Here is a 19,462-nt window from a genome sequence, read left to right as displayed (position 1 = left end):
CTACTCCTCGTTCGTCCCGGCCCGCGAGAGACTGAGCAGCTCGCCGACCTCCACCTTAGTCAACTCGCGCATCCCTCCCGCCTTGAGGGTGCCGAGGTGCAGCGGCCCGAAGGATCGCCGCACCAGCTCGACCACGGGGTGTCCGACCGCGTCGAGCATGCGGCGCACGATGCGGTTGCGCCCGGAGTGCAGGGTGACCTCGACGATCGAGCGGCCACGCGCGTCGTGGTCGAGCAGACGGGCACGGTCGGCGGCGATCGGGCCGTCGTCGAGCTCGATGCCCTTGGTGAGCTTGGTCAGGGTCTGCGGAGTCACCCGCCCCTCGACCTTGGCGATGTAGGTCTTCGCGACGCCGAACGACGGATGCGCCAGCACGTGGGCGAGCTCCCCGTCGTTCGTGAGGATGAGCAGCCCGCTGGTCTCGGCGTCGAGGCGCCCGACGTTGAACAGCCGCTCCTCGAACTGCGAGGTGAAGCGGGTGAGGTCGGGCCGGCCGCGCTCGTCGGCGAGCGAGCTCACCACGCCGACCGGCTTGTTGAGCATGACGTAGCGCTTGCCCGGGTCGAGCTGCACGGCGACGCCGTCGACGGCCACCTGGTCGGTGAGGGGGTCGATGCGCGTCCCGAGCTCGGTGACGATCGAGCCGTTGACCTCGACGCGTCCTTCCTGGATCATCTGCTCCGACACGCGTCGCGACGCCACGCCGGCCGCGGCCATCGCCTTCTGCAGGCGCACGCCCTCTTCGGAGGGCGAAGGGGTAACTGAGCTCATCGTGCCATCACCTCGTCGAATCCTTCGCTGCCGTCGTCGAGCAGGGGTGCGATCTGCGGCAGGTCGTCGAGCGAGTTCACACCCAGCTGCGTGAGGAGCAGATCGGTGGTGCCGTAGAGGATCGCTCCGGTCTCGGCCTGCGTCGACACCTCGGTGATGAGTCCGCGGCTGAGCAGCGTGCGCACCACCGAGTCGACGTTCACGGCGCGGATGGAGGCCACCGCTCCCCTGCTGATCGGCTGCTTGTAGGCGATCACCGCGAGCGTCTCGAGCGCCGCCTGCGACAGCTTCGACGGGTTCTGCGTGAGCACGAAGTCGCTGACGAGATCGTCCCACTCCCCTCGGACGTAGAGCCGCCAGCCGCCGCCCACCTCGCGCAGCTCGAAGCCACGGCGCACAGACCCGGGCGCGGTGCCGTCGTAGTCGTCGACGAGCCGCTCGATCGCCTGCCGCACCACGGGGACCGGACGCGAGATCGCGGTCGCGAGCGCGACGAGGCTCTGCGGCTCGTCGGCGATCATGAGGATCGCCTCGACGGCGCGGTCGACGTCGAGCACGGCGGGTGCGACGGCGCCCGTCTCGGGCTCGAAGGGGTCGAGGTCGTCATCTGTCATAGTCGGCTCCCAGATTGGCCAGGTTCTCGTCCTTCCAGTGCGGCGCGCTCCACCGCAGGGTGAGCTCGCCGAGGGGCTCCAGCTGCTCGAACGTGATCGCCGCGTGGCGATACAGCTCGAGCACGGCGAGGAACCGCGCCACGACCACGCCTTTCTCCACCACGCCCGCGATCAGCTCGCGGAAGCTCGTCTGCTCCCCCGACCGGAGCACGGCCACGATGTGAGCCGCCTGCTCCCGGATGCTCACCAGCGGCGCGTGAAGATGCTCCAGCCCGACGACGGGCGGCTCCTTCGGGGTGAGCGCCAGCACGGCCAGAGCCGCGAAGTCGTCGGGCGTCAGAGTCCACACGAGCTCGGGGGTGCGCGCACGATACCGCTCGTCGAGACGCACCGACCGCGGTCGCCGGGTCGCCTCCGCCTCGAACCCTGCAGCGAACCACTGCGACACCTCCTTGAACGCGCGGTACTGCAGCAGGCGCGCGAACAGCAGGTCGCGGGCCTCGAGCAGCGCGACGTCCTCGGCGTCGACCAGCTCGCCCTGCGGCAGCAGCCCCACGATCTTGAGGTCGAGCAGGGTGGCCGCGACCACCAGGAACTCGGAGGCCCGATCGAGCTCCTCCGCCGAGTCGAGCCCCTTCAGGTAGGCGATGAACTCGTCGGTCACCTTCGAGAGCGACACCTCGGTGATGTCGAGCTCATGCTTCGAGATCAGCGACAGCAGGAGGTCGAACGGGCCCTCGAAGTTGTCGAGGGTCAGGGAGAACCCCGGCGCGGCCGGTTCGTCGAGCGGGATCGGCCGCGAGGGGCTAGGCGACCGCGCCACGGAAGACCAGCTCGCGCGCCAGCTGCTGGTAGGACTTCGCCGCCTGATGCTCGGGCGCGAACTGGGTGATCGGGCGCGCGGCGACCGTCGCATCCGGGAACTTCACCGTGCGCCCGATGACGGTCTCGAACACCTTGTCGCCGAACGTCTCGACGACGCGCTCGAGCACCTCGCGCGAGTGCAGCGTGCGCGGGTCGTACATGGTGGCGAGGATTCCGTCGAGCGTGAGGGCGGGGTTCAGCCGGTCGGTGACCTTCTCGATGGTCTCGACGAGGAGCGCCACACCGCGGAGGGCGAAGTACTCGCACTCGAGCGGGATGAGCACGCCGTGACTGGCCGTGAGCGCGTTGACCGTGAGCAGGCCGAGCGAGGGCTGGCAGTCGATGAGGATGACGTCGTAGCGGTCGCTGACCTTGCGGAGCACCCGCGCCAGGATCGACTCGCGCGCCACCTCGTTGATGAGGTGCACCTCGGCGGCCGACAGGTCGATGTTCGCCGGGATGATGTCGAGCCCGGGCACGCTCGTCGACACGATGGCCTCGGACGGATCCTTCACCGTGCCCAGCAGCAGGTCGTAGATGGTGGGGGTGTCGTGCGGCACCACGCCGAGACCGGCCGACAGCGCGCCCTGCGGGTCGAAGTCGACGGCGAGCACCCGGCGGCCGTACTCCGCGAGCGCCGCGCCCACGTTGACGCTCGTGGTGGTCTTGCCCACGCCGCCCTTCTGGTTGCAGAGCGCGATGATGCGGGCCGGACCGTGCGAGGTCAGCGGCGCCGGGACGGGGAACTCCCGGAGGGGGCGGCCGGTGGGGCCCATCCTGGGCACGTCGGTGCCGGGGAGCGCGTCGGGCCGTGAGCCCTTCGCTGTCGCGTTCTGTGCCGCCACGGGCGATGCTCCTCATCCGCCCGCCGTGCACGGGCGGGCTGAGTCGATTGTAACGAGGGGGTGCTGTTTCGGGCGTGAGCCGGGTCGGCGCTTCGCCGCCCCGATATCGCTCGACCCGTCAGTACCCGGAGCCGGAGGCGGCCGGGGCCGCCCCGCTCAGCACCTGGCGCGACGACGAGACGCCGAGCCGGGTGGCGCCCGCGGCGATCATGCGCTCGGCGTCCTCGGCCGAGCGGATCCCGCCCGACGCCTTCACGCCCAGCTTCCCCTCGACCGTCTTCGCCATGAGCGCGACGGCCTCGACGGAGGCCCCGCCCGCCGGGTGGAAGCCCGTCGAGGTCTTCACGAAGTCGGCCTGCGCAGCCACGGCTGCGCGGCTCACCGCGACGATCTGGTCGTCGGTGAGGGCGGCGGACTCGATGATGACCTTGAGCACGGCGGCGGGGATCGCCTCGCGCACCGCGCGGATGTCGGCCTCCACAGCGTCGAACCGACCCTCGCGGGCGGCGCCCACGTCGATGACCATGTCGACCTCGTCGGCGCCCTGGGCCACGGCGAGCGCCGCCTCGGCGGCCTTCACCGCCGAGTGGTGCTTGCCGCTCGGGAACCCGCAGACCACCGCGAGCTTGAGCTGCGATCCCTCGGGGAAGGTCAGCGGCAACATCGACGGCGAGACGCACACCGAGTAGACGCCCAGCTCGTCCGCCTCGCGGATGAGCGCCGCCACGTCGTCGTGGGTGGCCTCGGGCTTCAGCAGGGTGTGGTCGATGTAACGGGCGATCTCGGTCATCGGGCCATTCTCCCAGATCCTCTCCGTGCAGATCCTTCCCGGGCCCGACCTCGGAGAGGGATCGGCCGGACGCGCCCTCACCGGGCCCTCGGATGCGCGGTCTGGTACATGTCGATCAGCGAGTCGGCGGTGACGTGGGTGTAGATCTGCGTGGTCGCGACCGACGAGTGACCGAGGAGATCCTGGACCACCCGCACATCCGCCCCGCCCTGCAGCAGATGCGTCGCGAACGAGTGGCGGAAGGTGTGCGGCGACACGTGCGCCTCGAGATCCGCCTTCCGGGCGGCGGACTGGATGACGAGCCAGGCGCCCTGCCGGGTGAGCCGCTGCCCGCGGATGCCGAGGAACAGCGCCGGCGTCGCCCGCCCTCGCGTCGAGAAGTCCGGCCGCACGCGCACGAGGTACGTGTCGAGAGCCTCCCGGGCGTACCGGCCCACGGGCACGAGCCGCTGCTTGCTGCCCTTGCCGGTGACACGGATGATGTCGCCGCCATCGACGTCGTCGACGTCGAGCCCCACGAGCTCCGAGACGCGGGCCCCGGTCGCGTAGAGCAGCTCGAGCAGCGCCCGGTCGCGGATCCCCACCGGATCCTCCGAGGACGGCGCCTGCAGCAGCCGTTCCATCTGCTCGATCGAGATCGCCTTCGGCAGGCGCATGCCGAGCTTCGGCGGACGGACCTCGCGGGTGACGTCGGCCTCGACCGCGCCCTCCTCGGCGAGATACCGGTGGAGGGCCCGCACCGACGACAGGATGCGCGCGACAGAGGCCGCGCTGAGGCTGCCGCCCTCGGGCGTCCGGAGCCACTGCGCGAAGAGCCCCACGTCGCTCTCCGTGACCTCGGCGGGTGAGGAGAGGCCCGCCGCGCCCAGCCACTCCCGGTAGCGGACGAGGTCGCGCCGATAGGCCATGACGGTGTTCGCCGCCAGGCCGCGCTCCACCGTGATGTGGCGCAGGAAGCCGTCGACCGCCGGATCGAACCCGGGAGCCGGGCTCTCGGCCGGCACGGCGCCGGTCATGTCAGCCGCGCCTGCGCTCGAAGGCCGGCCACGGCGCATCCGCCGGGCGCAGCGTCGACCAGTCGCGGCGGCGGGCGGCATCGAGGGCGAGCACGCCGACGACGAGCGAGGGATTCTGCACGCGGCTCGCGAGCACGGCGTCGAGCACGTCGTCGAGCGGATGCCAGGCGACCTCCATGTCGGCCTCCTCGCCCTCCCGGTCGAAGGCCGCTCCGGTCGAGGAGAGCGACCGGGCCAGGTACACGCGGATGACCTCGTTGTTGCCGCCCGGGCTCGTGACGTAGTCGGAGAGCACGTGCCACTCGTCGGCCTGGAGGTCGGCCTCCTCGCTCAGCTCGCGCTGGGCGGCCGCGAGAGGCGGCTCCCCCGGCTCGTCTAGCAGGCCCGCGGGCGGCTCCCACTCGCGGGTGCGGATGGGATGCCGGTACTGCTTGATCAGCAGCACCCTGTCGCGGTCGTCGAGCGCGATGATCGCCACCGCGCCGGTGTGGTCGACGTAGTCGCGCCGCAGCGTGGAGTCGCCGTACTCGAACTCGTCGCTGCGCACGTCCCAGACGCGGCCGTGGAAGACGAGCTCACTCGACGTGACGCGAGCCGGGTCGGGCGTGTCGGTCAGCTCGTCCACGATCACGCGTCCTGCACCGGGAAGAGGCGGGTCGACTCCTGGCGGTCGAGAGCGGCGCCGACGAGACCGCGGAACAGCGGATGCGGACGGCTGGGCCGCGACCGCAGCTCGGGGTGCGCCTGCGTGGCGACGTAGTAGGGGTGCACGTCGCGCGGCAGCTCGACGTACTCGACGAGGTGGCCGTCGGGCGAGGTGCCGGAGAACCACAGGCCGGCCTCCGCGATCTGCTCGCGGTACGCGTTGTTCACCTCGTAGCGGTGGCGGTGGCGCTCCGACGCGGCGGGCGCGCCGTAGACCTCCTCGACGATCGAGCCCTCGGCGAGCTTCGCCTCGTAGAGGCCGAGTCGCATGGTGCCACCCAGGTCGCCGCCGGCGATGATGTCGACCTGCTCGGCCATCGTGGCGATCACCGGGAACTCGGTGTCGGGGTCGAACTCGCTCGAGGACGCCCCCTCGAGGCCGGCGACGTTCCTGGCGTACTCGATGACCATGCACTGGAGGCCCAGGCACAGGCCGAGCGCGGGGATGCCGTTCTCGCGGGCGAAGCGCAGCGCGCCGAGCTTGCCCTCGATGCCCCGCACGCCGAAGCCGCCCGGCACGCAGATGCCGTCGACGTCGCCGAGCTCGCGCGCGGCGCCCTCGGGTGTCTGGCACTCGTCGGACGGGATCCACTTGAGCTTGACCTTGGTGCTCTGGGCGAAGCCGCCGGCGCGCAGCGCCTCGGTCACCGAGAGATAGGCGTCGGGCAGGTCGATGTACTTGCCGACGAGGCCGATCGTGACCTCGTGCTTGGGCTCGTGCACCGCCGTGAGGACGGGCTCCCACCTCGTCCAGTCGACATCGCCGGCCGTGAGGTCGAGGTGGTCGATGATGTACGCGTCGAGGCCCTGGTCGTGCAGCATGCGCGGGATGTCGTAGATGCTCGGCACGTCGACGGCGTTGACGACGCCCTCGACGTCGACGTCGCACATGAGGGCGATCTTCCGCTTGTTGCCCTCCGACACCGGCCGGTCGCTCCGCAGCACCAGCGCATCCGGCTGGATGCCGATGGAGCGGAGAGCGGCGACGGAGTGCTGCGTGGGCTTGGTCTTCTGCTCACCCGACGCGTTCATGTACGGCACGAGCGAGACGTGCACGAAGAATACGTTCTTCCGGCCGAGCTCGTGGCGCACCTGGCGCGCCGACTCGATGAACGGCTGGCTCTCGATGTCGCCGACGGTGCCGCCGATCTCGGTGATGATCACGTCGGGCGCGTCGTCGGTGACGGCCTGCAGGCGCATCCGGCGCTTGATCTCGTCGGTGATGTGCGGGATGACCTGGACGGTGTCGCCGAGGTACTCGCCGCGGCGCTCCTTCGCGATCACGCTGGAGTAGATCTGCCCCGTGGTGACGTTCGCCGCCTGGCTGAGGTCGATGTCGAGAAAGCGCTCGTAGTGCCCGATGTCGAGGTCGGTCTCGGCGCCGTCGTCGGTGACGAACACCTCGCCGTGCTGGAACGGGTTCATCGTGCCCGGATCGACGTTGAGGTACGGGTCGAGCTTCTGCATCACGACGCGCAGACCCCGCGCGGTGAGGAGATTGCCGAGGCTCGCGGCGGTGAGCCCCTTGCCGAGGCTGGAGACGACACCCCCTGTGACGAAGATGTGCTTCGTCAGCGTCGGTCGGTCGTGCGAGCTACCCGTGTCGAGATCGTCTTCCACGGGGTTCCATCCTAACAGCGGTCGAGGGGGTCACGGCGTCGGTTCGCTCCGTGTCTCACCCGGCGAGCGAGCGTGCGGTGTCGATGAGCTCGGAGGCGTGCGCCAGGCCGGATTCGGAGTCGGGCAGGCCGGAGAGCAGGCGCGCCATCTCGGCGAGCCGCTCGTCGCCCTCGAGCCGACGCACGTTGCTGGCGGTGATCGGTCCGTCGGAGTCCTTCTCGACCCGGAGGTGGTTGGTCGCGAAGGCGGCCACCTGGGCCAGGTGGGTCACCACGATGACCTGGGATGTGCGGGCCAGCTCCGCGAGCCGGCGGCCGATCTCGATGGCCGCCGCGCCTCCGACACCCGCGTCGACCTCGTCGAAGACGAAGGTGGGCACCGGGTCGGCCTCGGCGAGCACGACCTCGATGGCCAGCATCACGCGCGACAGCTCGCCGCCCGACGCACCCTTGCCGAGGGCGCGCGGCTCGGTGCCCTGGTGCGACTGCAGCAGGAACGAGATGACGTCCTTCCCGCTCGATCCGGGCTCGTCGCGCTCGGTCACCTCGACCACGAGTCGGGAGGCGCCCATCGCGAGCGCTTTGAGCTCCTCCGAGACACGATCGCCCAGCAGCCCGGCCGCACGGCGCCGCTCCTCCGAGAGCGCGGCCCCGCGGCGGTCGAGCTCGGCGACCTCGTCGTCGACCAGCGACGCCAGCTGCTCGATGCGGTCGCTGTCGCCGTCGAGCTCGAGCAGCCGGGGCTGCCCCTGCTCGGCGAAGCGCAGCACGTCGTCGAGCTCGGGCCCGTACTTGCGCTGAAGCGCGGTCAGCTGCGCCCGTCGCTCCTGGATGCGGTCGAGCTCACCCGGGTCGTCGGTCTCGAGCGCCGTGGCGTAGCTGGCGAGCTGAGTGGAGAGGTCGGAGAGCTGGTAGCTCGCGGAATCGAGGCCCTCGACGATCGGCGCCAGCGCGGAATCGTGCTCGACCACGTGGGCGAGGCTGCGACGTGCCGAGTCGATGAGCGAGACCACATCGGGACGCTCGTCGAACGCATCGCTCGAGAGCGCATCGCGGGCGGCGGTAGCGGCGACACGCAGATCCTCGACGTTCGTGAGCCGGCCCGCCACGTCGGCGAGCCGGGCGTCCTCGCCCGGTTCCGGAGCCACGGCCTCGATCTCGTCGAGCGCCTCGCGCAGCTGCTCCGCCTCGCGGAGGCGTACGGCGCGCTCGGCGACGAGCGTCTCCAGCTCGGCACTGTGCGCCTGCCAGCTCGCCCACGCCTCGCGGTACGAGGCGAGCGCCGTGGCCAGCGAGGCGCCGCCGAAGGCGTCAAGCGCCTCGCGCTGGGCGCTCTGACCGCGCAGGCGCAGCTGGTCGGACTGCCCGTGCACCACGATGAGGCGCTCTGCGAGGTCGCCGAGCACACCCACGGGTGCCGACCGTCCGCCGACGACCGCACGACTGCGGCCCTCCGCGGCGACCGAGCGCGACATCAGCAGCTCGCCGTCGCCTCCGCCCGCGGGCTCGACGTCGCCGCCGGCCTCGCGCACGCGGTCGGCGACGGGCCCCTGCTCGGGAACGAGCAGCCGTCCCTCGACCCAGGCCTGCGCCGCACCGGAGCGCACCGTGGCGCTGTCTGCGCGCGCACCGAACAGCAGTCCGAGCGCGGTCACGACCATCGTCTTGCCGGCGCCGGTCTCGCCCGTCACCGCCGTGAACCCGGGGCCGAGCGGCAGCACGGCCTCGTCGATCACACCGAGGTCGCGGATCGCGATCTCCTCAATCACGATCGACCGGCCCCCTCCAGCCGTTGACCGGCAGATCGAACTTGCGCACCAGGCGATCGGTGAACGGCGCCTCGTGCAGGCGTGCGAGGCGCACGGGGATCGGCGAACGCCGGACCACCACACGGGCACGCCGAGGCAGCTCCTCCATGCGGCGGCCGTCGCTCCACAGCACGGCGCCGCCCTGGGTGCGGTCGAGCACCTCGACGGCGAGCGCCGAATCGGGCCCCACCACGAGCGGACGCGCGAACAGGGCGTGCGCCGACAGCGGCACCATGAGAAGGGCATCCACGCTCGGCCACACGATCGGCCCGCCGGCCGAGAAGGAGTACGCGGTCGATCCGGTGGGGGTCGACATCACGATGCCGTCGCAGCCGAAGCTCGACAGCGGGCGCCCGTCGACCTCGACGACGACCTCGAGCATCCGCTCGCGGCTCGCCTTCTCGACCGTGACCTCGTTGAGCGCCCAGGACTCGTAGACGACCTCGGAGTCGACCTTGACCCGCACCGAGAGCGTGGCGCGCTCCTCGACCTGGTACTCGCGACGGAGCGCGGTCTCGACCGTGTCGACGAGGTCCTCGCGCTCAGCCTCCGCCAGGAAGCCCACGTGCCCGAGGTTGACACCGAGGATCGGCACCTCCGTGCCGCGCACCAGTTCCGCGGCCCGGAGGATGGTGCCGTCGCCGCCCAGCACGATGACGAGCTCGATGTCCTCCACGGCCACGCCGTGTCCGATCACCACGCAGGGTCCCAGACGCTCGAGCGCGTCGCTGTGGGCGTCGTCGCCGAACGGCGAGATGACGGGGATCACCCCGGCGTCGCGGAGGAGGCCGACGACCTGCTCGGCCGCCTCGATCGACTCCTCGCGGCCGGTGTGGAGCACCACGAGGAAGTAGCGTGCGTCAGCCACGGGCTGCTCCTGTCAACTCGTTCACGGTGTCCATCCATTCTGTCGGATGCGTGCCCGACTCACGGCTGAACCTCACCAGGTACTCGCGGTTGCCCGCTCCCCCGGCGATGGGCGACTCGATGAGCCCGGCGGTGCGGAGCCCGAGGTCGTGCGCTGCCCACAGCACACCGGCGACGGCGTCGGCGCGCAGAGTGGCGTCGCGCACGATGCCCTCGCGCACTCCCGTGCGCCCCACCTCGAACTGCGGCTTCACCAGAAGCACGAGGTCGGCGTCGGGGGTCGCGATCGAGAGCAGCGGCTCGAGCAGCTGCGTGAGCGAGATGAACGAGAGGTCGCCCACGACGAGCGACGGCCGCTCGTCGACGCCGGCGGATGCGGCGAGCTGCTCCGCGGTGGCGTAACGCAGGTTGACCCCGGGGATGTCGGTCACCCGCTCGTCGCGACGCAGAATCGGGTCGAGCTGGTCGGTGCCCACGTCGACGGCCAGCACGTGCCGGGCTCCGCGCTCGAGCAGCACCTGCGTGAACCCGCCCGTCGATGCACCCGCGTCGAGCACCACGCGCCCCGCCGGATCGACGTCGAAGGCGTCGAGCGCGGCGATCAGCTTGTGGGCGCCACGGCTCACGTAGTGGTCGACGCCGTCGACGCTCACCACGTCATCGTCGGCTACCGGATGCGACGCCTTGAGCACCGGAGTGCCACCCACCCGCACGTAGCCGTCGGCGATGAGGCGCGCGGCCTGCGTGCGGGAACGCGCGAGCCCACGGGACGCCAGGGCGGCATCGAGACGCATCGACACTCCGGTCAACCGTCTGCGCGCGCGTCGCCGCCCTCGAGGCGGGCGGAGAGCTGGTCGTGGAGCTGACCGTAGGCGGCGGCGCGCTGGTCGAGCGGCTGCTCCTCGATCAGCTTGAGGCGCGACAGCAGGGAGCGGCTCTCGTCGGGGTCGTCCATCGTCACCCGTCCAGGCTACCCCGCTCCGCTGACGTGTCCGCGGATCCGATCAGCTGTACAGACGCGCGTCGACGTCGAGCACGTGGATGCCCATCCCCGAGCCCCAGATCACCGCGCAGCCCGCGCGCACGAGGTCGAGGGACGATGCTCCCTCCTTCACCACGGCGACGCGCTGACCGTCGCGCTGCACGACGGCTCCGCCGACCGTGGCTCGGGTGCCGTCCTTCGACAGCTGCACCGTCGGATACGGCTCGAAGAGCTCGCGCAGGTCGCCCAGGATGTAGTCCGGACGCGAGTCGGCGGGCGCGGCGAGCAGCTGCTTCGCCCGGTCGATGCCCGTCATCACGTGCACGGCGCGGATGCCGGCGCGCTTCGCTCCGAGGATGTCGGTGTCAAGGCGGTCGCCGATGAACAGAGGCAGGGTCGCACCGAAGCGCGAGACCGCCGCCTCGAAGATCGGTGTCTCCGGCTTTCCCGCGACCACGGGCAGCCGGCCCGTCGCGGTGTGCACCGCCGACACGAGCGTGCCGTTCCCGGGCGCGATGCCGCCCTTCACAGGGATGGTCCAGTCGGTGTTCGTCGCGACCCACGGGATGCCCGTGCTCACCGCGAAGCTCGCCTGCGCGAGCTGCTTCCAGCCCACCTCGGGCGCGAAGCCCTGCACCACCGCGGCGGGTCCGTCGGCCGCCTCCGTGACCACGGAGAACCCGGCCTTCTCGACCTCGCTGGTGAGCCCCACTCCCCCCACGACCAGGATCCGCGACCCCGGTTCGACGAGACCGGTGAGGATGCCCATGGCAGCCTGCGGCGACGTCACGACGTCGTGCGGGGCGACCGTGAGGCCGAAGCCCGAGAGCTGCTCCGCGACCTGAGCGTCGGTGCGCGACGCGTTGTTCGTGATGTATGCCACGGCGAGTCCCGAGGCCTGCGCCCGCGAGAGCGACTCGGCCGCGAAGGGGATCGCATCCGGTCCCTGATAGACGACCCCGTCGAGGTCGGCCAGGACGACGTCGACACCGTCGAGCGGCGTCACCTCAGTCGTCGAGCTCCGGCTGAACAGTCCCATCGGTCTCCTCTTCGATCTCGTCGTCGGCCTCGTCGTCTTCGACCTCGTCGTCGGTCTCGACTCCGAGCTCCTCGTCGAGCTCCTCCTCGAACACGTCGACCGTATCGTCTTCGCCGGTGAGGGCTCGCTCGGCCGTCTCGGCACGCTCGCGCCACTGATCGGCCTCGCCCTCGCGTCCGAGCTCCTCGAGCACCTCCGCGTAGGCGTGGAACAGGTCGGGGCTCCAGCTGTACGCCACGTTCGGGTCCAGCTGTGGGATCTCCAGCTCGTGGAGCGCCCCCTCCGCGTCACCCAGGTCGAGTCGCGCACCGGACATCGCGATCGAGACGGCGACCTGAGCCACCGTGCTGAGCGTCGACCGGTCGACGGCGCGCCCCTCCTCCAGAGCCTTGTCGGGCCGCCCGAGCCCGCGCTCGCTGTCGATCATCAGGGCGAGCTGCTCGTTCGAGCCGGAGAGCCGGCGGTACGTGCGCAGCTCGCGCAGCGCCATCGCGTACTCGCCGATGCTGTAGGCGGTGATCGCCACCGTCTCGCGCACGACGGGGATGCGCCCGGCCCGGCGCGAGGCCGAGATCGCGTGCCGATGCGCCAGCTGCGGATCCTCTTCGATGAGGCGTCCTGTCATCACCAGATGGCGGGCGACGGCCTCCGCGTTCTCCTTGTTGAGGGTCTTCAGTTCGTTGCGCGCCACGTTGTCGAGGTCGCGGGGCGTCACGTCGTCGGGGATCTCGGGGTCGTCGTGGCGGGTGCGCACCGAGCGGAGCGCACGCGCCTCGAGCTCGGCCTCGGTCAGCTCACGGGGCTCGTAGCGCGACGCGCTGCGGTCGCCGCGCGCGGGGCTCCCCCCACGCGTCCAGAGACGCTGCTCATCGCGCCCACCGCGACCGCGATCGCCGCCGGGACGGCCCTGACCGCCGCGAGGTCCGCGATCCCGGTCACCGTAGCTCGGACGGCCCTGACCCTCACGCGACCCGCGATCGCGATCGCCGTAGCTCGGACGGGTGTCACCATCGCGACGAGGCCGGTCACCGTAGCCGCCGCGGCCCTGGCCGTCGCGGGGAGCACGATCGCCGTAGCTGGGGCGCCCCTCACGCGATCCGCGGTCGCCGTAGCTCGGACGCGTGTCACCGTCACGCCGAGGCCGGTCGCCATAGCCGCCATGGCCCTGTCCGTCACGCGAGCCACGGTCGCGGTCCCCATAGCTCGGACGCGTGTCACCGTCACGCCGAGGCCGGTCACCGTAGCCACCGCGACCCTGACCATCACGCGATCCACGATCGCGGTCCCCATAGCTCGGACGCGTGTCACCCTCGCGGCGAGGCCGGTCACCGTAGCCGCCACGGCCCTGTCCGTCACGCGAGCCACGGTCGCGGTCTCCGTAGCTCGGACGAGCATCACCGTCACGGGGACGGCGATCACGGTCACCGGAACGCCCCTGACCGTCGCGCGAACGCCGATCGGAGTCGCCGGGGCGACCCTGATCGTCGCGGGGGCGACGCTGCGCCGCGCCCGCGCCGAAACGCGGCTTCGAGGCAGCCGAAGGTCGACCGGTCGACGGACGACCTCGCGACGGACGCGAGTCGTCGCCGGCGGAGTCAGAACCGCTGGAGCGGCCCTGGCGTCCCGCGGCGGGACGCTTGTCGTCCCGTGCCTGGCGGGCTCGCTCCGGAGGGACCGAATGCCTGCGCTTCTGCGCTCCGTCGCCCTCGGCGGGTCCGGCGGTGTCCTCGGCCATGCGCATGTCCTCCTGTTGCCCTCGAACGGGCCCTTAAACGTGAATGGCCACCCAGCTCTGGGTGGCCATTCAACGAAGTAAGTCCGGCGGTGTCCTACTCTCCCACAGGGTCGCCCCTGCAGTACCATCGGCGCTGAGAGGCTTAGCTTCCGGGTTCGGAATGTTGCCGGGCGTTTCCCTCTCGCTATGGCCGCCGAAACACTATGGATGTATCCGTGTGTTTCAGACAGTCCACACGAAGTGTGTGGTGTCTGGTTCTCGACCGTACATCGAGAACCACATAGTAGACGCGAGCATCGCAGCCACACTTGCCAGCCTTTGCAAACGGCATGTGTGTAGTGATTGTCAAGTTATCGGCTTATTAGTACCGGTCAGCTCCACGAGTTGCCTCGCTTCCACATCCGGCCTATCAACCCAGTCGTCTGGCTGGGAGCCTCTCCCCCCGAGGGGGATGGAAATCTCATCTCAAGGCCGGCTTCCCGCTTAGATGCTTTCAGCGGTTATCCATCCCGAACGTAGCTAATCAGCGGTGCTCCTGGCGGAACAACTGACACACCAGAGGTTCGTCCAACCCGGTCCTCTCGTACTAGGGTCAGATCCTTTCAAATTTCCTGCGCGCGCAGCGGATAGGGACCGAACTGTCTCACGACGTTCTAAACCCAGCTCGCGTACCGCTTTAATGGGCGAACAGCCCAACCCTTGGGACCTACTCCAGCCCCAGGATGCGACGAGCCGACATCGAGGTGCCAAACCATGCCGTCGATATGGACTCTTGGGCAAGATCAGCCTGTTATCCCCGAGGTACCTTTTATCCGTTGAGCGACAGCGCTTCCACAAGCCACTGCCGGATCACTAGTCCCGACTTTCGTCCCTGCTCGACTTGTCAGTCTCACAGTCAAGCTCCCTTGTGCACTTACACTCGACACCTGATTGCCAACCAGGTTGAGGGAACCTTTGGGCGCCTCCGTTACTTTTTGGGAGGCAACCGCCCCAGTTAAACTACCCACCAGGCACTGTCCCAGGACCCGATCAGGGTCCGTAGTTAGATATCCAGAGTGACCAGAGTGGTATTTCAACATTGACTCCACGAACACTGGCGTGTCCGCTTCATAGTCTCCCACCTATCCTACACAAGCCACACCGAACACCAATACCAAGCTGTAGTAAAGGTCACGGGGTCTTTCCGTCCTGCTGCGCGTAACGAGCATCTTTACTCGTAGTGCAATTTCGCCGAGTTCGCGGTTGAGACAGCTGGGAAGTCGTTACGCCATTCGTGCAGGTCGGAACTTACCCGACAAGGAATTTCGCTACCTTAGGATGGTTATAGTTACCACCGCCGTTTACTGGGGCTTAAATTCTCAGCTTCGCCTTACGGCTAACCGTTCCTCTTAACCTTCCAGCACCGGGCAGGCGTCAGTCCGTATACATCGTCTTGCGACTTGGCACGGACCTGTGTTTTTAGTAAACAGTCGCTTCCCACTGGTCTCTGCGGCCTTCAACGCTTCCCCCAGCAAGTGGGTTCACGTGTCCGGCCCCCCTTCTCCCGAAGTTACGGGGGCATTTTGCCGAGTTCCTTAACCACGATTCTCTCGATCTCCTTGGTATTCTCTACCTGACCACCTGAGTCGGTTTGGGGTACGGGCGGCTGGAACCTCGCGTCGATGCTTTTCTTGGCAGCATAGGATCACCGAATTCTCCCGTGAGGGATATGCGTCAGATCTCAGGCTATGTCAGAGACGGATTTGCCTATCTCTGGCCCTACATCCTTACACCGGGACAACCATCGCCCGGTACGGCTACCTTCCTGCGTCACACCTGTTAATACGCTAACCGCACCAGCACGGGGTCGAGCGTTAGACCGGTCCCATCACCCCCGAAGGGGATCAGTGGTCCGGGTTAGGACTCTTAGCACTACTGGATTGATTGGGGCGGTTCTTCGCCGGTACGGGAATATCAACCCGTTGTCCATCGACTACGCCTGTCGGCCTCGCCTTAGGTCCCGACTTACCCAGGGCGGATTAGCCTGGCCCTGGAACCCTTGGTCTTTCGGAGGACGGGTTTCTCACCCGTCTTTCGCTACTCATGCCTGCATTCTCACTCGTGTCGCGTCCACGGCTGGGTTACCCCGCCGCTTCACTCGCGACACGACGCTCTCCTACCCATCAACACGGCTGGACCACGAAGGCCTACCACTAATGTCAATGCCACAACTTCGGTGGCGTGCTTGAGCCCCGTTACATTGTCGGCGCGGAATCACTTGACCAGTGAGCTATTACGCACTCTTTCAAGGGTGGCTGCTTCTAAGCCAACCTCCTGGTTGTCTGTGCAACTCCACATCCTTTCCCACTTAGCACGCGCTTAGGGACCTTAGTTGGTGGTCTGGGTTGTTTCCCTCTCGACGATGAAGCTTATCCCCCACCGTCTCACTGCTGCGCTCTCACTTACCGGCATTCGGAGTTTGGCTGACGTCAGTAACCTTTTGGGGCCCATCGGCCATCCAGTAGCTCTACCTCCGGCAAGAAACACGCAACGCTGCACCTAAATGCATTTCGGAGAGAACCAGCTATCACGAAGTTTGATTGGCCTTTCACCCCTATCCACAGCTCATCCCCTCCATTTTCAACTGAAGTGGGTTCGGCCCTCCACGACGTCTTACCGTCGCTTCAGCCTGGCCATGGATAGATCACTTCGCTTCGGGTCTAGGACATGCGACTGAATCGCCCTATTAAGACTCGCTTTCGCTACGGCTACCCCACACGGGTTAACCTCGCCACATATCGCTAACTCGCAGGCTCATTCTTCAAAAGGCACGCCGTCACCCCCACAAGGAAGGCTCCGACGGTTTGTAAGCAGACGGTTTCAGGTACTATTTCACTCCCCTCCCGGGGTACTTTTCACCTTTCCCTCACGGTACTTGTCCGCTATCGGTCATCTGGGAGTATTTAGGCTTATCAGGTGGTCCTGACAGATTCACACGGGATTTCTCGGGCCCCGTGCTACTTGGGATACTCTCCACGCCAGAACACGCATTTCGGCTACGGGGTTCGCACCCTCTCTGACCGGCCTTTCAATGCCGTTCGCCTATACCGTCCTGTCACGTCCACGATCCGGCAGAATCGTGAAGAGAGTCCCACAACCCCGACCATGCAACGCCCGCCGGCTATCACACATGATCGGTTTAGCCTGATCCGCGTTCGCTCGCCACTACTAACGGAATCACTGTTGTTTTCTCTTCCTGTGGGTACTGAGATGTTTCACTTCCCCACGTTCCCTCTACCCGCCCTATATATTCAGGCGGGAGTCACCGGGTCACCCAAAGGGCCCGGCGGGGTTTCCCCATTCGGAAACCCTCGGATCACAGCTCGTTTATCAGCTCCCCGAGGCTTATCGCAGATTACTACGTCCTTCTTCGGCTCCAGATGCCAAGGCATCCACCGTCTGCTCTTAGAAACTTGAAATCACATGAGTTTTAGAATCGATCGCGACACCCGAAGATGCCGAGATTGACCAATGATCTAATAAATCAGATCTGTGACTCGAGCCCGAAAGCTCGAATCTAAGATGCTCGCGTCCACTGTGTAGTTCTCAAAGTACGGGCGGTACCCTTCCGCATCCCCCAAAGGAGATGACGAAAGGGTCCAGAGGTTCGAAACGACACCCGAAGGCGCCGGCCCGGTCCCTCAGGACCCAACAGCGTGCACATGCTGCCCTCCCCTAGCCGATCCGTTCCAGTCGCCGAAGCGACGTACTAGAACCAGCCAGAATCCTGCAGCACCTATGTCAATGTTCCACCCATGAGCTACCAGCGAGACACAGTCGGTCTCGATCTGGCGCCTGGACACCCGAAAGTGCCAGATGCTCCTTAGAAAGGAGGTGATCCAGCCGCACCTTCCGGTACGGCTACCTTGTTACGACTTAGTCCTAATCACCGATCCCACCTTCGACGGCTCCCTCCACAAGGGTTAGGCCACCGGCTTCGGGTGTTACCGACTTTCATGACTTGACGGGCGGTGTGTACAAGGCCCGGGAACGTATTCACCGCAGCGTTGCTGATCTGCGATTACTAGCGACTCCGACTTCATGAGGTCGAGTTGCAGACCTCAATCCGAACTGAGACCGGCTTTTTGGGATTCGCTCCACCTTACGGTATCGCAGCCCTTTGTACCGGCCATTGTAGCATGCGTGAAGCCCAAGACATAAGGGGCATGATGATTTGACGTCATCCCCACCTTCCTCCGAGTTGACCCCGGCAGTCTCCTATGAGTTCCCACCATCACGTGCTGGCAACATAGAACGAGGGTTGCGCTCGTTGCGGGACTTAACCCAACATCTCACGACACGAGCTGACGACAACCATGCACCACCTGTTCACGAGTGTCCAAAGAGTTGACCATTTCTGGCCCGTTCTCGTGTATGTCAAGCCTTGGTAAGGTTCTTCGCGTTGCATCGAATTAATCCGCATGCTCCGCCGCTTGTGCGGGCCCCCGTCAATTCCTTTGAGTTTTAGCCTTGCGGCCGTACTCCCCAGGCGGGGCGCTTAATGCGTTAGCTGCGACACGGAAACCGTGGAATGGTCCCCACATCTAGCGCCCAACGTTTACGGCGTGGACTACCAGGGTATCTAATCCTGTTCGCTCCCCACGCTTTCGCTCCTCAGCGTCAGTTACGGCCCAGAGAACTGCCTTCGCCATCGGTGTTCTTCCTGATATCTGCGCATTCCACCGCTACACCAGGAGTTCCATTCTCCCCTACCGCACTCTAGTCTGCCCGTACCCACTGCAGGCCCGAGGTTGAGCCTCGGGATTTCACAGCAGACGCGACAAACCGCCTACGAGCTCTTTACGCCCAATAATTCCGGACAACGCTTGCACCCTACGTATTACCGCGGCTGCTGGCACGTAGTTAGCCGGTGCTTTTTCTGCAGGTACCGTCACTTTCGCTTCTTCCCTACTAAAAGAGGTTTACAACCCGAAGGCCGTCATCCCTCACGCGGCGTTGCTGCATCAGGCTTGCGCCCATTGTGCAATATTCCCCACTGCTGCCTCCCGTAGGAGTCTGGGCCGTGTCTCAGTCCCAGTGTGGCCGGTCACCCTCTCAGGCCGGCTACCCGTCGTCGCCTTGGTGAGCCATTACCTCACCAACAAGCTGATAGGCCGCGAGCTCATCCCGAACCGAAAAATCTTTCCAACCACAGACCATGCGATCGCGGTACATATCCAGTATTAGCCACGGTTTCCCGTGGTTATCCCAGAGTTCGGGGCAGATTGCTCACGTGTTACTCACCCGTTCGCCACTGATCCAGCAGAGCAAGCTCCACCTTCACCGTTCGACTTGCATGTGTTAAGCACGCCGCCAGCGTTCGTCCTGAGCCAGGATCAAACTCTCCATAAAAAATGTTTGCCACACGCCACCGGGAAAACGGCAGACATGCAGCGAGCTTGATCTGACTAAAAGACTGTCAACTGACAATCATTAGTTATCCAAAAGGAATCTCCTGCCTGGCCTAAACCAGACAACGAGGTAATTTGGCATTGAACATAGTGCACGCTGTTGAGTTCTCAAGGATCGGACGCACCCGACTTCAGGCCTTTCGGCTGTCGCTCCGGGGCAACTTCTCTACCTTACCACTTCGTTTTGGCCTGTCAAATCGACTGGCCTTTGCGAGGCGGGTTTCGATCCTACGACCCTGAACCGAGAGCTTCAAGAGCTTCCTCGATTTCGGAGAGGATCTGGTCCCACGTGAGGCCGGGAAGCTCTTCGGCTTTCCCGCACCTTTGGGGTGACAGGTGAATAACTTACGCAGGTTT

General features: G+C 66.7%; 15 protein-coding genes and 3 rRNA genes. All 18 read right to left on the bottom strand.

Annotated elements, in window-relative coordinates:
* The 18 genes from ACFJGV_RS00090 to ACFJGV_RS00005 all read right to left on the bottom strand — a co-directional run bounded on the left by ACFJGV_RS00090 (position 1) and on the right by ACFJGV_RS00005 (position 19,046).
* Positions 1-771: a pseudouridine synthase gene (locus ACFJGV_RS00090; protein ID WP_378145885.1), complete on the bottom strand. Its 771-nt coding sequence runs from the start codon at positions 769-771 to the stop codon at positions 1-3.
* Entirely contained in the window at positions 768-1,385 is a 618-nt protein-coding gene (scpB, locus tag ACFJGV_RS00085; RefSeq protein WP_378145883.1) for an SMC-Scp complex subunit ScpB, read from the bottom strand. The genes ACFJGV_RS00090 and scpB overlap by 4 nt, the downstream gene beginning before the upstream one ends.
* The gene (locus tag ACFJGV_RS00080; RefSeq protein ID WP_378145882.1) at positions 1,375-2,208 is read right to left on the bottom strand and encodes a segregation and condensation protein A; all 834 of its coding nucleotides are present in this window, start codon (positions 2,206-2,208) and stop codon (positions 1,375-1,377) included. Before ACFJGV_RS00080 ends, scpB begins: the two co-directional genes overlap by 11 nt.
* Positions 2,192-3,025, bottom strand: a complete 834-nt coding sequence (locus ACFJGV_RS00075; protein WP_378148590.1) for a ParA family protein — start codon at positions 3,023-3,025, stop codon at positions 2,192-2,194. Before ACFJGV_RS00075 ends, ACFJGV_RS00080 begins: the two co-directional genes overlap by 17 nt.
* A 187-nt stretch (positions 3,026-3,212) precedes the next feature.
* The gene (gene deoC, locus ACFJGV_RS00070) at positions 3,213-3,884 is read right to left on the bottom strand and encodes a deoxyribose-phosphate aldolase (protein WP_378145881.1); all 672 of its coding nucleotides are present in this window, start codon (positions 3,882-3,884) and stop codon (positions 3,213-3,215) included.
* A gap of 77 nt (positions 3,885-3,961) precedes the next feature.
* Positions 3,962-4,900: a site-specific tyrosine recombinase XerD gene (xerD, locus tag ACFJGV_RS00065; protein ID WP_378145878.1), complete on the bottom strand. Its 939-nt coding sequence runs from the start codon at positions 4,898-4,900 to the stop codon at positions 3,962-3,964.
* A gap of 1 nt (position 4,901) precedes the next feature.
* Entirely contained in the window at positions 4,902-5,528 is a 627-nt protein-coding gene (locus ACFJGV_RS00060) for an NUDIX domain-containing protein (protein ID WP_378148588.1), read from the bottom strand.
* Positions 5,528-7,225: a CTP synthase gene (locus tag ACFJGV_RS00055; protein WP_378145876.1), complete on the bottom strand. Its 1,698-nt coding sequence runs from the start codon at positions 7,223-7,225 to the stop codon at positions 5,528-5,530. Before ACFJGV_RS00055 ends, ACFJGV_RS00060 begins: the two co-directional genes overlap by 1 nt.
* Positions 7,226-7,280: 55 nt before the next feature.
* Positions 7,281-8,993, bottom strand: coding sequence for a DNA repair protein RecN (gene recN, locus ACFJGV_RS00050; protein ID WP_378145874.1), 1,713 nt, complete (start codon positions 8,991-8,993; stop codon positions 7,281-7,283).
* Positions 8,986-9,900, bottom strand: coding sequence for an NAD kinase (locus ACFJGV_RS00045; RefSeq protein ID WP_378145873.1), 915 nt, complete (start codon positions 9,898-9,900; stop codon positions 8,986-8,988). The genes recN and ACFJGV_RS00045 overlap by 8 nt, the downstream gene beginning before the upstream one ends.
* The gene (locus ACFJGV_RS00040; protein ID WP_378145872.1) at positions 9,893-10,699 is read right to left on the bottom strand and encodes a TlyA family RNA methyltransferase; all 807 of its coding nucleotides are present in this window, start codon (positions 10,697-10,699) and stop codon (positions 9,893-9,895) included. Before ACFJGV_RS00040 ends, ACFJGV_RS00045 begins: the two co-directional genes overlap by 8 nt.
* A gap of 5 nt (positions 10,700-10,704) precedes the next feature.
* A complete protein-coding gene (locus ACFJGV_RS00035) occupies positions 10,705-10,860 on the bottom strand; it encodes a hypothetical protein (RefSeq protein WP_378148798.1) in 156 nt (51 codons plus the stop codon).
* 43 nt (positions 10,861-10,903) lie between these two features.
* On the bottom strand, positions 10,904-11,920 hold the full coding sequence (locus ACFJGV_RS00030) for an HAD-IIA family hydrolase (protein WP_378145871.1): 1,017 nt from the start codon (positions 11,918-11,920) through the stop codon (positions 10,904-10,906).
* Complete coding sequence (locus ACFJGV_RS00025) at positions 11,889-12,674, bottom strand: hypothetical protein (RefSeq protein ID WP_378145870.1); 786 nt, start codon at positions 12,672-12,674, stop codon at positions 11,889-11,891. The genes ACFJGV_RS00030 and ACFJGV_RS00025 overlap by 32 nt, the downstream gene beginning before the upstream one ends.
* A gap of 35 nt (positions 12,675-12,709) precedes the next feature.
* On the bottom strand, positions 12,710-13,096 hold the full coding sequence (locus tag ACFJGV_RS00020; RefSeq protein ID WP_378145868.1) for a hypothetical protein: 387 nt from the start codon (positions 13,094-13,096) through the stop codon (positions 12,710-12,712).
* A 640-nt stretch (positions 13,097-13,736) separates the two neighbouring features.
* Positions 13,737-13,853 (bottom strand): 5S ribosomal RNA (gene rrf, locus ACFJGV_RS00015).
* A 143-nt stretch (positions 13,854-13,996) separates the two neighbouring features.
* A 23S ribosomal RNA gene (locus ACFJGV_RS00010) occupies positions 13,997-17,113 on the bottom strand.
* Positions 17,114-17,521: 408 nt separating this feature from the next.
* Positions 17,522-19,046 (bottom strand): 16S ribosomal RNA (locus tag ACFJGV_RS00005).
* The 16S, 23S and 5S rRNA genes sit together here, the layout of an rRNA operon.
* Positions 19,047-19,462: the final 416 nt, after the last annotated feature.

Origin of the sequence: Cnuibacter sp. UC19_7 (assembly GCF_042699995.1) — a bacterium.
In the GTDB taxonomy this organism is placed as follows: Bacteria; Actinomycetota; Actinomycetes; order Actinomycetales; family Microbacteriaceae; genus Cnuibacter.
The sequence above is the reverse complement of the archived record's forward strand: the minus strand, read 5'-3'. Positions and strand labels throughout refer to the sequence as shown.